This is a genomic window from Acinetobacter sp. 479375 (assembly GCF_000581715.1).
Taxonomy (GTDB): Bacteria; Pseudomonadota; Gammaproteobacteria; order Pseudomonadales; family Moraxellaceae; genus Acinetobacter; species Acinetobacter ursingii.
The window spans coordinates 119,385-133,144 of the sequence record NZ_JEZN01000007.1 but is presented as its reverse complement, the minus strand read 5'-3'; the positions used below and the strand labels follow the sequence as shown (position 1 = coordinate 133,144).

Sequence of the window (13,760 nt, the reverse complement as noted above, 5' to 3'; positions counted from 1 at the left end):
TTTTCCATGATTGGCTCATGTTATGCTGCGTACATAAATAAAATCAAAGGAATACACATGGCGCTTCTTAATGTCAGCAATCAAAATGGTATCGTCACAGTTCGTCTGAATCGACCAGAAAAACGCAATGCCATGAGCTTTGCTTTACTGCGTGAACTGGTCAGCACTGCAAAAAAAATTGAAAAAGACCGTCGTGTACGCTGTGTCATTTTAACTGGTGAAGCACAAGTCTTTAGCGCAGGTATTGATCTAGCTGACTTAAACGCACCTAAAAACAGCCTGTATGCTGCATGGGAGCTAATAAAACCCGGACAAAGCCTCTTTCAAAAAGCCTTTTTGGTATGGCAGAACCTGCCTGTTCCTGTGATTGCGGCAATTGAAGGTTATTGCTTTGGGGCAGGTATGCAACTGGCACTTGCCGCAGATATTCGTATTGCACAGCCAGAAACCAAAATGTCGATTATGGAAAGTCGTTGGGGACTTGTTCCAGATATGGGACTGACTCGCACGATTAAGGGTTTGGTCGGTGTAGATTTGGCGAAAGAATTAACGCTAACTGCGCGTATTTTTGATGCAGATTATGCCAAAGAAATTGGTCTGGTCACCCATCTTTCTGAAAATCCGCTGGAACGTGCACATCAGTTGGCACTTGAGCTCATACAGCGTTCTCCTGATGCATTAACGGCAGCAAAACGGGTTTTAGATGCGATGGAACACGAACCCCAAAAAGCACTACGCTTGGAAAAACTTTGGCAACTTAAATTGATTCTCGGTAAAAATAGCCGTTTGGCACGTCAAAAGGACAAACATCCTGAAACTGAATTTTTGCCGCGCCAATACAAATAGATGGATATATATGTCAATAAGGAAGCCAATATGAGAGTTGATGTAAATACGCCAATTGCATTTTTGGGTATGGGTTTAATGGGAAGTCGGATGGCAAGCCGTTTAATAAAAGCGGGGTTTAAAGTTTCAGTCTGGAATAGAACTGAAGCCGCCTGTGAACCATTAATGACAATGGGCGCTACATCTTTACAACTTAAAAATATTGGCGATTATCCTGTCATTTTGACTTGTCTGGCGGATGATCACGCGGTGAGTCATGTATTTGGGCAAATTAAGACTTATTTAAAACCAGAACAGATCATTGTCGATTTTTCTAGCTTGTCTGTAGAAACGACCCTAGACCTTGCCAAGCAAATTATCCAACAACAAGGATATTGGATTGACTCCCCTGTTTCTGGCGGTACGGTTGGCGCAGAACAAGGAACACTGGTCATTTTTGCAGGTGGCGATGCAAAAATCATTGATGAACTAGCTCCTATTTATCAGGTACTTTCACAACGTGTGACACGTATGGGAGAAAATGGCACAGGGCAAGCGACCAAAATTTGTAATCAATTAATTGTAGCAGCCAATAGCGCCTTAATTGCAGAAGCTATCGCATTGGCGAATTTAGCTGGTGTAGATACCACTTTGCTCGCACCCGCACTGGCAGGTGGTTTTGCAGACTCAAAACCGTTTCAGATCTTAGCACCTCGCATGGCGACGCATAACTTTGAACCTGTGCAATGGAAAGTACAAACGTTATCGAAAGATTTAAACAACGCAGTAAAATTGGCGAAAAATTTTAATCTCAATATTCCTGTGGCTAACCAAGCTTTAACTCAGTTACAAGCGCACCAACAAAAAGGCTTTGCCGAGCAAGATTTAGCGACTATGATCAAACAGATAGAAAATAAATCTTAAAGGATGAAGATCATGAGTCAGTTAGCAGTGAATCTTTCCCTTATTTTTACTGAAGTTCCTTTAATTGAACGTTTTGCACTGGCACGTCAATATGGCTTTCAACATGTAGAGATTCAATTCCCTTACGAACTCAGTATTCACCAGATTCGTGAACAACTCGAACAACATCACTTAAGTCTGTGTCTGATTAATGCCCCTGCGGGTGATCTGATGCAAGGTGGCAATGGTCTGGCAGGCATTCCTGGTAAAGAAATTGAATTTCATCAGGCGCTGGAACAAGCGATTCAATACGCGAGTGCGCTAGATGTGCCTCGAATCAATATTTTAGCTGGTAAACAGCCGCTGGATGCAGATTTACTGCCCTGCCTAAATACACTGGCCAGCAACCTTAAACTGGCGTGTCACCTGATGACTGAACATGGGATTGAGCCTGTATTTGAAATGATCAATGGCACTGATATGCCGCGCTTTTTAGTTCAAAATATTGCTCAGGCTCAGGAAATGCTTGAAGCGGTACAACATCCTGCTTTAAAAATGCAATATGATTGTTATCACATGGCAATGATGGGTGAAGATGTACTCGAAGGTTTAAAAGAAAATATCAACCAGATTGGACACATCCAGTTTGCAGACTGCCCAGGTCGTCATGAACCTGATACAGCCGCACTGAACTTTGCACAGATTTTTCAGTGGTTACAGCACAGTCAGTACCAAGGATACATTGCAGCAGAATACAAACCTCAATACACATCTGCGCAGTCTTTCGAATGGAAAAACAAATATTTTTCTAATGACGTAAATACATAATGTGTTACAGCGAGGGTTTGAAATTTAGTCAAAACTTCGCTATATTAGATCCTGAGTAATTGTCAGGAAATTATACCCTTTATGAATTTAGAACCATCGCCCAGCGCTTCTAATTCTCACGATCTCGCAATGAATTCAACGCCGCATAATGTAGAAGCTTGTCTAAAAGTTGTACATGATGCACTTACCGATGTAAAAGCAAAAGATATTTTAGAACTTGATGTAAGCAGCATTAGTAATGTTGCCGACGCGATTGTTATTGCGAGCGGTACATCTACTCGCCATGTTAAAGCCCTTGCTGATAATGTTGCCGATGAAGCACGTAAAGCAGGTTTTCGCCCGATTGGGGTTGAAGGTGAACGTGATGCCGAATGGATATTGATCGATCTCGGCTTTGTTGTTGTCCATGTGATGTTACCAACCGCTCGTAAGTTTTACGATCTTGAAAGCTTATGGCGCAATGCTCCAGAGGCAACTGCCTAAAATTATAAGAGCAAAAAAAAGCGGCCTAAATGGTCGCTTTTTCATTTTAAAGCCAATCTTTTATCGAACATTTTAGGATTTACTTAATCAGGGTTTAAAAAGAACTACAAAATAATATTAAAAAAACCAACATATAGATTAAACTAGATCCACTTTTATATTTTACTTTCAAATTAATTCTATAATTTAGACCAAAGGCATCCTCATGGCTGTTCAACAACTTATTAAGCGCCTTTCTATCAGTTTGTGCCTGACCTGCATTAGCACAGGTTTATTGGCTTCGCCTGCGAAACTCAGTACAGTGAAAGAACTCATGCAAGTGAGTCAAATTGACTATTTATTACGTCAATCACTCACAGAGTTAGAGCCTTATTATAATAAACAGGCAGAGCAAATTATTTTAAATACAACTGGTTCACAAACACTGAATAGTAAAGAGAAACAAGCAGCCACCCAGTTGAGCCAACTTTTAAAAGAATCAAGCAATCAAATCATTACTAATCCTAAAACTCAGCAGGTGATTCAAGATATTTACTTGAAAACTTACAGCGAAGAAGAGTTACAAGCCAGTATTAAATTTCTCAAAACGCCTGAAGGTCAATCCATTACTCGGAAAAATGCCAAAATGATGGGTGAATTGTCTACCTATATGATGCAGCTAGGCCAAGAAATGTTTAATGATGATAAAACACGCGAAAATTTTCAGGAAAAAATGATGGCTATTATTGCTCCTCTTATTGTCGAAAAAAATAAAAATCAAAAAAAACAGTAATTTATCATTATTTTTTTAAGCAGTATAAATGTAAATTCGGCTGTAGCGGGATACCGCCTCAGCCGAATCAAGCTTACCACGTCATTGGATTCCAGATTTTAAATGGCTTAACCAATAACACATCTGATTTTTCATCATATTTTGCAGGTTTTAATTCTTGCGGTTTATGTCGAATCTTGCCTGAAGTATCTTGTGCTACAAAGTTATAGCTCGATGATTTCAAACGAGTAAATGCAATTTCATTACGCCCTATTTTTTCCTGCATAATCAAAAATGGTCCTGTGCGTTCTTTACGTGCAGGATTTTCTTCATCATATTTCAGATAATAGCTTTGTCCTGCATCTACCGTCATATCAATATATTTGGGTTCTTGAAAATGAAAAACTGTTAAAGGACGACTGGTCGAAATCCGATAAGTTCCCGCAGGCAATTCCACCCAATAATAATGATTATTTAATAAACTCGGAATCCGCTTTCCATTAATAAAGATGTTGGCAGCGGCGATCTCCTGCTGATTCCAACGCGAGTCAGGACGATACAAATATACCACTGCTGCTTGCGAGTTTTGTGGTTGAATCGGCTGAAAATATTGTCCTAGTTTTTGGTTAACCCAACCACCGACAGAAAACCCACCCACATGATATTGATCTAATATTCCAGGCTCTTGATTGACATCGACTTTTGGCAAAGTTGAGGTTAAGGTTTCAGGCTCAGATTTTAACTGGGAAGTACTATGACAGGCTGTCAACGCCCCAACGCAACACAGTGATAATAATAAATAACGCATGATATCCCTCAAGGCGTTTTATTTCATTTATTTTACGGCGCAAAACTATGCGTATTTCGCCTCAAGATTAACACCTCATTTCTTATTTGCAAATAAAAAAGCATGAAATGCCTGAGCAGATCATGCTTTTCAGATAAGTATCAGATGACTGAACGTATGTAAAACTTACGCAGATTTAGAATCAACCACTTTCAAATCAACTTGTTCAACCGTATCATGATTTTTGTGCGGTAAGCGCTCCTTTTGGAAAACTGGTTGCGCTCCTTCTGTAATGACTGCTTCATTAATGATGACAGTGCCGACATCATCACGACTTGGCAGCTCATACATGGTTTCAAGCAATACATTTTCCAGTATCGAACGCAAACCACGCGCCCCTGTATTACGCTCTAAAGCCTTTTTAGCAACTGCACGCAATGCTGCATCTTCAAATACCAGATCAACATCTTCCATATTAAATAGATATTGATACTGACGAGTCAACGCATTTTTCGGCTCAGTCAAAATCTGCATGAGCGCTGCTTCATCCAGTTCTTCAAGCGTTGCAATCACAGGCAAACGACCAATAAACTCTGGAATTAAACCAAATTTCACCAAATCAGTCGGTTCAACCTGACGGAACAATTCAGCCAGTTTTTTGCTTTCATCTTTATTTTTGACTTCCGCAGTAAAACCAATGCCACCTTTTTCCTGACGTTGCTGCACGATTTTTTCAAGCCCAGAAAACGCACCACCACAGATAAATAGGATATTCGCAGTGTCAATCTGAATAAATTCCTGTTGTGGATGCTTACGTCCACCTTGCGGCGGAATCGAAGCCACAGTACCTTCAATCATTTTCAGTAAGGCTTGTTGCACCCCTTCACCCGATACATCACGGGTAATCGATGGATTTTCAGACTTACGGGTAATTTTATCGATCTCATCGATATAGATAATGCCCTTTTGTGCTTTCTCTACATCATAATCGGCTTTTTGTAACAGCTTTTGCACGATGTTTTCGACATCTTCACCCACATATCCAGCTTCGGTTAAGGTCGTCGCATCTGCCATAGCAAATGGAACATCCAATAACCGCGCTAAAGTCTGTGCAAGCAAGGTTTTACCTGAACCTGTTGGCCCAATTAGCAAGATATTACTTTTGGCAATTTCAATATCCTGATTGGCTTTATGTCCAGATTGACCGACTTTCAGGCGTTTGTAATGGTTATAAACCGCTACAGATAAGGTTTTTTTCGCAATATCCTGACCAATCACATATTGATCCAAAGCTTTACGAATTTCTTGCGGTTTAGGTAGCTCACGACTTGCCCAATCTCCAGCTTCAACTTGTTGACTGGTTTGCACGAGATCAAGACACACGTCCACACATTCATTACAGATATATGCGTCCTCACCTGCAATCAGTTTCCCGACTTCAGACTGCGTTTTACCGCAAAATGAACAATGTTTTTGTCCTTGAGGATGTTCGGACATAATTACTCCAACTTAAATCTTAACTTTTAGGGACGTTTAGATAAAACTTGATCCACTAAACCATATTCTTTGGCTGCTTGCGCAGTCATGAAATTATCACGATCCGTATCACGGGCAACGGTTTCGTAGTCTTGACCACTATGTTCTGCCATTAAACGATTCAAACGCTCTTTGATAAATAAGATTTCACGCGCATGAATCTCAATATCAGAAGCCTGACCACGGAAACCACCGAGTGGCTGGTGGATCATGACACGGGCATTTTCAAGACAGTAACGTTTACCCTTAGCACCAGCATTGAGTAAAAATGCACCCATAGATGCCGCCTGACCCATACAATAAGTCACTACATCTGGCTTAATAAACTGCATGGTATCGTAAATTGCCATACCTGCGGTCACTGAACCACCTGGTGAATTAATATAGAGGTGTATATCTTTATCTGGGTTCTCTGCTTCTAAAAACAACATCTGAGCGACAATTAAATTCGCCATGTTGTCTTCAACTTCACCCGTTAGAAAAATTACACGTTCGCGTAGCAGACGTGAAAAAATATCAAAAGAACGTTCACCACGTGAAGACTGTTCAACGACAACAGGAACTAAAGCATTTTCAATTGTTGGAACATACATACGATTATTTATTCCTAAATTTTTGTAACTTAACTCATTCCCACAATATGAGGGATAATCACTAAAATTGCAAAAGCATTCCTTTCAAAATATCGTTTTATTTCTGTATAAAACGCGCATTTCTGTCGGAATATCAGAAAAGAACAGATTCATAAAAAAAGGCGCTTTCGCGCCTTTTCTCAATCTATATGAAAGATTAACGAGCTTGGCGCGCTTGTTGTTCTTTCAATAAGTCTTCATAACTCACATCAGTATTGGTTACTTTTGCAGCAGCCAAAATGTGATCAACCACTTGATCTTCTAACACAACCGCTTCGATTTGAGCACGTTGCTGTTTGTCATTTTTGAAGTATTCAATCACTTCAGTTGGATCTTCATAAGAAGATGCCATATCTTCGATATAAGCATCTACACGGCTTTGATCCACTTCAAGTTTCGCATCAGCAAGTACTTTACTTACCAATACACCCAATTTTACTGATTTTTCAGCTTGTTCTTTGAACAATTCATCTGGAAGCATGCTCTTGTCAAATGCTTGAGCACCAGCACCACCAAACTGTTGAGTAAACTGTTGAATCATTTGTTCGCGTTGACGATCGATTTCCTGAGCAACCATCGCAGCCGGAACTTCGATTTCGTTTGCAGCAACAAGTGCATCAAACGCCGCTTGTTTTACTTGGTTACGTAAACCGTTACGAACTTCACGCTCCATGTTCTTACGAACATCAGCTTTAAGTTTTTCAACGCCTTCTTCTTCAGTCAAACCAAAGATTTTAAGGAATTCTGCATCAATCTCTGGAAGTTTTGATTTTTCAACTTGCTTCACAGTGATTTTGAATTGCGCTTGTTTACCTGCAAGGTTTTCAGCTTGGTAATCTTCAGGGAAAGTGACGTCGATGACTTTCTCTTCACCTGCTTTCATGCCCACGATCCCATCTTCAAAACCAGGAATCATACGGCCAGAACCCAATACCAGTTTAAAGTCTTCAGCAGAACCGCCTTCAAACTTTTCACCATCAATCGAACCTTCAAAGTCGAAAGTCACTTGCATGTCTTTTTTCGCCATACCTTTGGTAACAGCCCAAGTTTGACGTTGTTTTTGCAAGTTTTCGATCATTTGATCAACGTCTTTGTCGTTGATTTCAGTTGATTTGCGTTCAACTTCCAAATCATTGAATGCTTTAACTTCAACTTCTGGATACACTTCAACAGTCGCTTCATACACTAAAGCGTCATCTTTATGTTCCACTTTTTCAATGTTCGGCATGCCTACAGCATTGATTTTTTCTTGTTGAATTGCTTCAAAAACGCTATCACGAATAATATCGTTCACTACTTCCTGATAAATACCAGGACCGAAGTCTGAACGTACACGTGACATAGGCACTTTGCCTGGACGGAAGCCGTTGATCTTCACAGTTTTGGCAGTGCGTTTTAAACGAGCTTCAAATTGCTCATTAATACGGCTCGTCGGTACAGAAACATTTAAACGACGGGCAACGCCCGAAACCGCTTCAGTCGTTACTTGCATGGCTTCCTCGATAATTAGTTAGAGTAACAATTTTTAAAAGTGCCACATTATATGACAACTTTCCCGATATACAAAACAGATGATGAAAAAGGAAGTTTTTAATGGAAAAAACCATTTCCCCAAAAAAACAAAAAACTTAAAAAAAACTTAAAAAATAATTTTTTTAAAAGAACATATTTTCATCTATATCAATAATTTATTTAGTTTTCATAAAGTTAAATATACACATGTAAAATAATGTTTCTTAAAATCCATAATATCTCCTTTTTTGAACAAGAATTTCAATGGAAAAAAACTACTTATAAAAATAATAATCATTATTATTCACATACTTTTTATTATTGATATCTGTGACTATGTCTTTTATTAAAACGCGTAAGAAGATTGTTTCATCCGCAATCGCCTCTTCTTTATCTGTTGTTGCTGTTCCAGCAATCGCTCAAGATGACGTTTCCCATTTACCTACTATTCACGCTGAAGCGAGTACTGACAGTCTGAAAGTAGATAACTCGGCTAATAAAAAATATGTTGCACCCCTTTTAGACACGCCAAAATCTGTTGCTGTCGTTTCTCAAAAATTGCTACAAGACACCGGTGCAAATTCGTTAACTCAAGCATTACAAAATGTACCAGGAATTACCTTCGCAGCAGGCGAAGGTGGTACACCATTTGGTGATACACCTTATATTCGTGGTTATAGCTCCCAGTCTTCAATCTATGTAGATGGTGTCCGCAATGCCACCCTGCAAAACCGCGATATGTTTGCAATTGAACAGGTAGAAGTCACCAAAGGTTCGAGTTCTACTTTATCTGGTGGCGGTGGTGTTGGCGGTAGTATCAACCTCATTACCAAACAAGCGCATCAAGGTGATGTTTATCAAGGCACTGTCGCAGCAGGTACAGACGACTATCGTCAGATACAACTTGATGCCAATAAAGATTTTGGAAATGGTGTTGCTGGCCGTGTCGTGGTCATGGGACATCAAAACGAAAAGCCTGGTCAAAGTAATGGTGCAGAATACAATCGCGTTGGTATTGCACCAAGCATCGCATGGGGCTTGGGTACAGCCACTCGCGGATCATTAAGCTATTACTATTTACAAAGTTATGACGAACCTGATGCAGGTATTCCATTTTTATCGACTGGCGGAAAACCCTATCAAGCCAAACAAGGTATTTACTATGGATGGAAAAATCGCGACTTTGATAAACGTGAGAACCATATTGGCACCTTTAAGTTAGAACATGATTTTAACGACAACTTAACCTTATCTAATGTGGTGAACTATACAAAATCAAAAACAGATTATGTGTACACCAACTCAAATGACTCTAAAACGGGTACAAATGGGCTAAACAATGTTTTAAATGGTTATGTTTATCGTGGTCATGCGCTGAGTCGAATTTCTGACACCGACGCTTATTCAGACCAACTTGCTCTAACTGGAAAATTCAATACAGGCGCCATTAAACACTCGTTTAATACAGGCGTTGAATGGAGTTTACAAGACACTGATATGGGGTCATACACGTTTAATCAATCTGCAACAGCCGCAGATGCTCAGTGTAATGCTGTGACTTATTGGTGTACCAGTATCACCAGTCCAGATAATCCAGCCATGATTGGTACACGTGATGCAAATCCTGCGGTCACAACCACCCGTAGCCGTACCGTGGGTTTATATGCGCTTGATAGCATCGAATTTACACCACAATGGTTAATGAATCTGGGTTTACGTTGGGATAAGTTCGATACAGAAGCTAAATATAATAAGGCATCTGGAACCACTCCTGCGGGAACAAGTATTGAAAGCGATAGCGATTTCTTTAGTTATCAAGCGGGTCTGATCTTCAAACCAACTGAAAATGGCAGTATCTATGCGAGCTATGCGACTTCTGCCAATCCAGTGGGTGTTGGACAAGGTGATAGTAGTGAATCGGCAGTTGCCATTACCATTAATGACCTGAAACCTGAAAAAGCCCGCACTTATGAAGTCGGTACTAAATGGGATATCTTCAATAAACGTGCCAATGTCACTGCTGCAATCTTCCGTACTGAAAAGCAAAATACTCGTATTCAGGATGCAGCAGGTTTTTACTCAAATGTGGGTGAAAGTAAGGTTGATGGTTTTGAGCTTGGCTTAAACGGTCATATCACCAATAAATGGGAAGTTTCAGCAGGTTATAGTTATTTAGACAGTGAACTCACCGATGGTGGCTTTTCACGTGGAACAGCAGTTCCAGCAGGTGGCCCAATCCCATATGTTGCAAAAAACAGTGCAACATTATGGTCGACTTATAAAGTCTTACCACAGTTGACTGTAGGTGCGGGTGCTCAATATAAAGACAATGTCTATGTTAACTCGAGTACCACTGCCGAAAAATATATGCCTGCTTACACCATTTATAATGCCATGGCGAAATATGAAATTAATCCAAATGTGAATTTACAGTTAAATGTAAATAACATTTCGGATAAACGTTATTTCACCAGTGCGCATGCTGCACACTATGCTTTTGAAGGTGATGGTCGTAATGCAGTATTAGCCATTAATTTTAAATATTAATCCTTAAAACCATAATCTATTTATGGCTTTAATTAAAATTTAGAAAAATAGCCTCCTCATGAGGCTATTTTTCTAATTGCCACTTTCTGATCAAAGGTATTTCATATGATCCATCATATTCCTCAAGTACTGAGCAAACAACAGGTCGCGGAATTTAGAACATTGATGGAATCAGCCACTTGGGTTGGAGGTAAAGTGACTGCGGGAACTTTGTCTGCCTCAGTTAAGCACAATCAGCAATTATCTGAACAAGATCCCTTGACCCAGCATTTAAGCGATCTGGTGATTAAGGCTATCTGGAATCATCCCACATTCCAAACCGCAGCCCTTCCCCATCAAATTATTCCACCTTTGTTTAATCGTTACAATGAACATGAAAGTTTTGGATTTCATGTCGATAATTCGATTCGTCTAATCCGTGGTACAACTGAACAAATCCGCACCGATTTATCCTGCACCTTATTTTTAAGTGAACCAGATGAATATGACGGTGGTGAACTTGTCATTGAAGATACTTATGGCTACCACGAAGTTAAACTTCCCGCAGGCGATGTCGTACTTTATCCTGCAACCAGTTTACATGAGGTCAGTAGTATTACTCGTGGTACACGTTTCGCTTCTTTTTTCTGGGTACAAAGTTTAATTCGCGATGATAACAAACGGCATTTATTATTTACTTTGGATGAGTCCGTTCGCAATTTACGTATGCAACATGGCGACCATTATCCAGAAGTAATGAAGCTCACTAACATTTATCATAATCTGATGCGAATGTGGTCTGAGTTATAAAACCTGCTCCGCAAATCCATAAATAAAAAATATCACCAACATAGAATCATTATTAGGAAAATATTTCCTCATAAATTGCAAATTATGCAAAAAACAGGGAAATATTTTCCATTTATTCAAATTAAAATTTAAGATATGATTTTGCATATGCGGCGTTTTTCACCTACACTCAAATGAGTCGTAAAATCTTTTTACGCAGGTGAAACCACTAAGCTTATTTAATGGTATACGGAAATGAAATACATTTTTGCTTTTTCCAAGTCTACATCTGATTTGAATACACTCCTGATGCTGCGCCAAGCGCGCATACTCTCTTTTTGCCTGTAAAATTGGCCTCAAAATTTTTCGTTATTTTCTTTTAATCGTTTTATTTAAACACCATATATAAAGTAGTGAGTTGCCTGAAAATATAGAGCAAGCGCACTACAACAAGGAGTTATCTCATGATGTTGGCAGATCCAAGCAAAAAATATCGCCGTATGTACCAGCGCGTCGATTTACCTGACCGCCAATGGCCGAATAACGAAATTACCAAAGCGCCGATCTGGATGAGTACCGACTTGCGTGACGGTAACCAAGCCATTTTTGAACCGATGGACATCGATCAAAAGTTTAAAATGTTCCAGATGTTGGTCAAAATTGGTTTCAAACACATTGAAATTGGTTTTCCATCGGCGTCTCAAGTAGATTTTGACTTCACTCGTAAATTGATTGAAGAAAACCACATTCCAGATGATGTCTATATTGAAGTGTTGGTACAAGCACGTGATCATTTAATTGAGCGTACCTTTGAGTCTTTGGTCGGTGCAAAACGCGCGATTGTGCATATCTATAATGCTAATTCACCGACCTTCCGTCAAAAAGTATTGAATGTTGATGCCAATGGCTCTAAAGCTTTAGCGGTTAATGCTGCTAAAAAAATTAAAGAAATTGCAGCGCAATATCCTGAAACTGAATGGGTATTTCAGTACAGCCCAGAATGTTTTTCTGCTACAGAATTAGAAGTCGCTAAAGACGTCTGCGATGCGGTGACTGAAATCTGGGAAGCATCAGCAGACAATAAAGTGATTTTAAACTTGCCTGCAACAGTCGAAGTTTCAACACCAAATGTTTATGCAGACCAAATCGAATGGATGCACCGTAATCTTGCCCGTCGTGATGGAGTGATCATTTCTGTTCACTGTCATAATGACCGTGGCTGTGGGATTGCAGCGTCTGAACTTGCGATTATGGCTGGAGCAGACCGTGTTGAAGGTTGCGTATTTGGTAATGGTGAACGCACAGGTAATGTTGATGTCGCGGCGATTGCTTTAAATATGTACACGCAGGGTGTTGCACCCGAGTTAGATTTCTCCAACATCAATGAAGTGATTGCCATCATTGAAGAATGTACGGGCTTACCGGTGCATCCACGCCATCCTTATGCGGGTGATTTGGTCTTCACGGCATTCTCAGGGTCACATCAGGATGCCATCAAAAAAGGCTTTGAATTCCAGAAAAACGAAGAAATCTGGGATATGCCTTACTTGCCAATCGATCCAAAAGACTTGGGTCGTGACTACGATGCAGTGATTCGTGTCAATAGCCAGTCGGGTAAAGGCGGCATTGCTTACTTGTTAGAATCTCACTACAACGTGGTATTGCCGCGTCGTTTACAGATTGAATTTTCACAAATTGTGCAACAACATACCGACAGCAACGGTACGGAAATTAGTGCAACTGAAATCTGGAATTTGTTCCAAGACACTTACGTAAATGCTAAACAGCAGCACTATACCGCAAAAAACTATCGCCTTTCTGACGTAAATGGCACGCAGGCAATTGAACTCGAAGTGGATATTGATGGTGAAATCCAACAATTACGTGGCGAAGGCAATGGTCCAATTTCGGCTTTCTTAAATGCGCTTCAATTGCCGATTGATGTATTGAACTATGAAGAACGTAGCATTAGCTCTGGTGCCAACGCCAAGGCCTTGACCTTGATTGAAATTCAAGTCAAAGGAACAGGTAAGAGTGCGTTTGGAGCAGGAATCCATGACAACACCGTGACCTCATCCATTGAAGCGATTTTGGCCTCAACCAATCGTTTAATTGAACAAGGTGTCTTGAGCACAGATCAAGTGGCCGCTGCCGCTGTATAAACTACGTAAAACACTCTTTTTGAAAG

Annotated in this window: 12 protein-coding genes; 8 read left to right on the top strand and 4 right to left on the bottom strand. The window is 40.0% G+C overall.

The features are described from left to right. Window positions 1-57: 57 nt before the first annotated feature. The 5 genes from J500_RS08310 to J500_RS08290 all read left to right on the top strand — a co-directional run bounded on the left by J500_RS08310 (window position 58) and on the right by J500_RS08290 (window position 3,811). Window positions 58-846 carry a crotonase/enoyl-CoA hydratase family protein gene (locus tag J500_RS08310; RefSeq protein ID WP_034699078.1) on the top strand — a complete coding sequence of 263 codons (789 nt, stop codon included), beginning with the start codon at window positions 58-60 and terminating at the stop codon, window positions 844-846. A 30-nt stretch (window positions 847-876) separates the two neighbouring features. Then, entirely contained in the window at window positions 877-1,749 is an 873-nt protein-coding gene (locus tag J500_RS08305) for an NAD(P)-dependent oxidoreductase (RefSeq protein WP_034699075.1), read from the top strand. Window positions 1,750-1,761: 12 nt separating this feature from the next. Next, the gene (locus J500_RS08300; protein ID WP_034699073.1) at window positions 1,762-2,556 is read left to right on the top strand and encodes a hydroxypyruvate isomerase family protein; all 795 of its coding nucleotides are present in this window, start codon (window positions 1,762-1,764) and stop codon (window positions 2,554-2,556) included. A gap of 81 nt (window positions 2,557-2,637) precedes the next feature. Continuing rightward, complete coding sequence (gene rsfS, locus J500_RS08295) at window positions 2,638-3,039, top strand: ribosome silencing factor (RefSeq protein WP_004991308.1); 402 nt, start codon at window positions 2,638-2,640, stop codon at window positions 3,037-3,039. Window positions 3,040-3,244: 205 nt separating this feature from the next. Next, window positions 3,245-3,811, top strand: a complete 567-nt coding sequence (locus J500_RS08290) for a DUF2059 domain-containing protein (RefSeq protein ID WP_034699068.1) — start codon at window positions 3,245-3,247, stop codon at window positions 3,809-3,811. A gap of 73 nt (window positions 3,812-3,884) precedes the next feature. Here the strand turns inward: J500_RS08290 and J500_RS08285 are convergent, their stop codons facing one another. The 4 genes from J500_RS08285 to tig all read right to left on the bottom strand — a co-directional run bounded on the left by J500_RS08285 (window position 3,885) and on the right by tig (window position 8,237). Further along, entirely contained in the window at window positions 3,885-4,598 is a 714-nt protein-coding gene (locus tag J500_RS08285) for a DUF2846 domain-containing protein (RefSeq protein WP_034699065.1), read from the bottom strand. 165 nt (window positions 4,599-4,763) lie between these two features. Next, window positions 4,764-6,074, bottom strand: a complete 1,311-nt coding sequence (gene clpX, locus J500_RS08280) for an ATP-dependent Clp protease ATP-binding subunit ClpX (RefSeq protein WP_005001393.1) — start codon at window positions 6,072-6,074, stop codon at window positions 4,764-4,766. Window positions 6,075-6,100: 26 nt separating this feature from the next. After that, window positions 6,101-6,706, bottom strand: coding sequence for an ATP-dependent Clp endopeptidase proteolytic subunit ClpP (gene clpP, locus J500_RS08275; protein WP_004991313.1), 606 nt, complete (start codon window positions 6,704-6,706; stop codon window positions 6,101-6,103). Between the two features lie 196 nt (window positions 6,707-6,902). Continuing rightward, window positions 6,903-8,237: a trigger factor gene (tig, locus tag J500_RS08270; protein WP_004991314.1), complete on the bottom strand. Its 1,335-nt coding sequence runs from the start codon at window positions 8,235-8,237 to the stop codon at window positions 6,903-6,905. Window positions 8,238-8,593: 356 nt separating this feature from the next. Between tig and J500_RS08265 the strand changes: the two genes are divergently transcribed. The 3 genes from J500_RS08265 to leuA all read left to right on the top strand — a co-directional run bounded on the left by J500_RS08265 (window position 8,594) and on the right by leuA (window position 13,734). Continuing rightward, window positions 8,594-10,804, top strand: coding sequence for a TonB-dependent receptor (locus J500_RS08265; protein WP_004991319.1), 2,211 nt, complete (start codon window positions 8,594-8,596; stop codon window positions 10,802-10,804). Between the two features lie 105 nt (window positions 10,805-10,909). Then, window positions 10,910-11,593, top strand: a complete 684-nt coding sequence (locus J500_RS08260) for a Fe2+-dependent dioxygenase (RefSeq protein ID WP_004991321.1) — start codon at window positions 10,910-10,912, stop codon at window positions 11,591-11,593. Window positions 11,594-12,036: 443 nt separating this feature from the next. Continuing rightward, a complete protein-coding gene (gene leuA, locus J500_RS08255; protein ID WP_004991322.1) occupies window positions 12,037-13,734 on the top strand; it encodes a 2-isopropylmalate synthase in 1,698 nt (565 codons plus the stop codon). The last annotated feature ends 26 nt before the right edge of the window (window positions 13,735-13,760 follow it).

Bases quoted from the DNA above. Each gene is read 5' to 3' on its own strand.
- J500_RS08310 (WP_034699078.1), top strand. From the start codon at position 58: ATGGCGCTTCTTAATGTCAGCAATCAAAATGGTATCGTCACAGTTCGT.
- J500_RS08305 (WP_034699075.1), top strand. From the start codon at position 877: ATGAGAGTTGATGTAAATACGCCAATTGCATTTTTGGGTATGGGTTTA.
- J500_RS08300 (WP_034699073.1), top strand. From the start codon at position 1,762: ATGAGTCAGTTAGCAGTGAATCTTTCCCTTATTTTTACTGAAGTTCCT.
- rsfS (WP_004991308.1), top strand. From the start codon at position 2,638: ATGAATTTAGAACCATCGCCCAGCGCTTCTAATTCTCACGATCTCGCA.
- J500_RS08290 (WP_034699068.1), top strand. From the start codon at position 3,245: ATGGCTGTTCAACAACTTATTAAGCGCCTTTCTATCAGTTTGTGCCTG.
- J500_RS08285 (WP_034699065.1), bottom strand. From the start codon at position 4,598: ATGCGTTATTTATTATTATCACTGTGTTGCGTTGGGGCGTTGACAGCC.
- clpX (WP_005001393.1), bottom strand. From the start codon at position 6,074: ATGTCCGAACATCCTCAAGGACAAAAACATTGTTCATTTTGCGGTAAA.
- clpP (WP_004991313.1), bottom strand. From the start codon at position 6,706: ATGTATGTTCCAACAATTGAAAATGCTTTAGTTCCTGTTGTCGTTGAA.
- tig (WP_004991314.1), bottom strand. From the start codon at position 8,237: ATGCAAGTAACGACTGAAGCGGTTTCGGGCGTTGCCCGTCGTTTAAAT.
- J500_RS08265 (WP_004991319.1), top strand. From the start codon at position 8,594: ATGTCTTTTATTAAAACGCGTAAGAAGATTGTTTCATCCGCAATCGCC.
- J500_RS08260 (WP_004991321.1), top strand. From the start codon at position 10,910: ATGATCCATCATATTCCTCAAGTACTGAGCAAACAACAGGTCGCGGAA.
- leuA (WP_004991322.1), top strand. From the start codon at position 12,037: ATGATGTTGGCAGATCCAAGCAAAAAATATCGCCGTATGTACCAGCGC.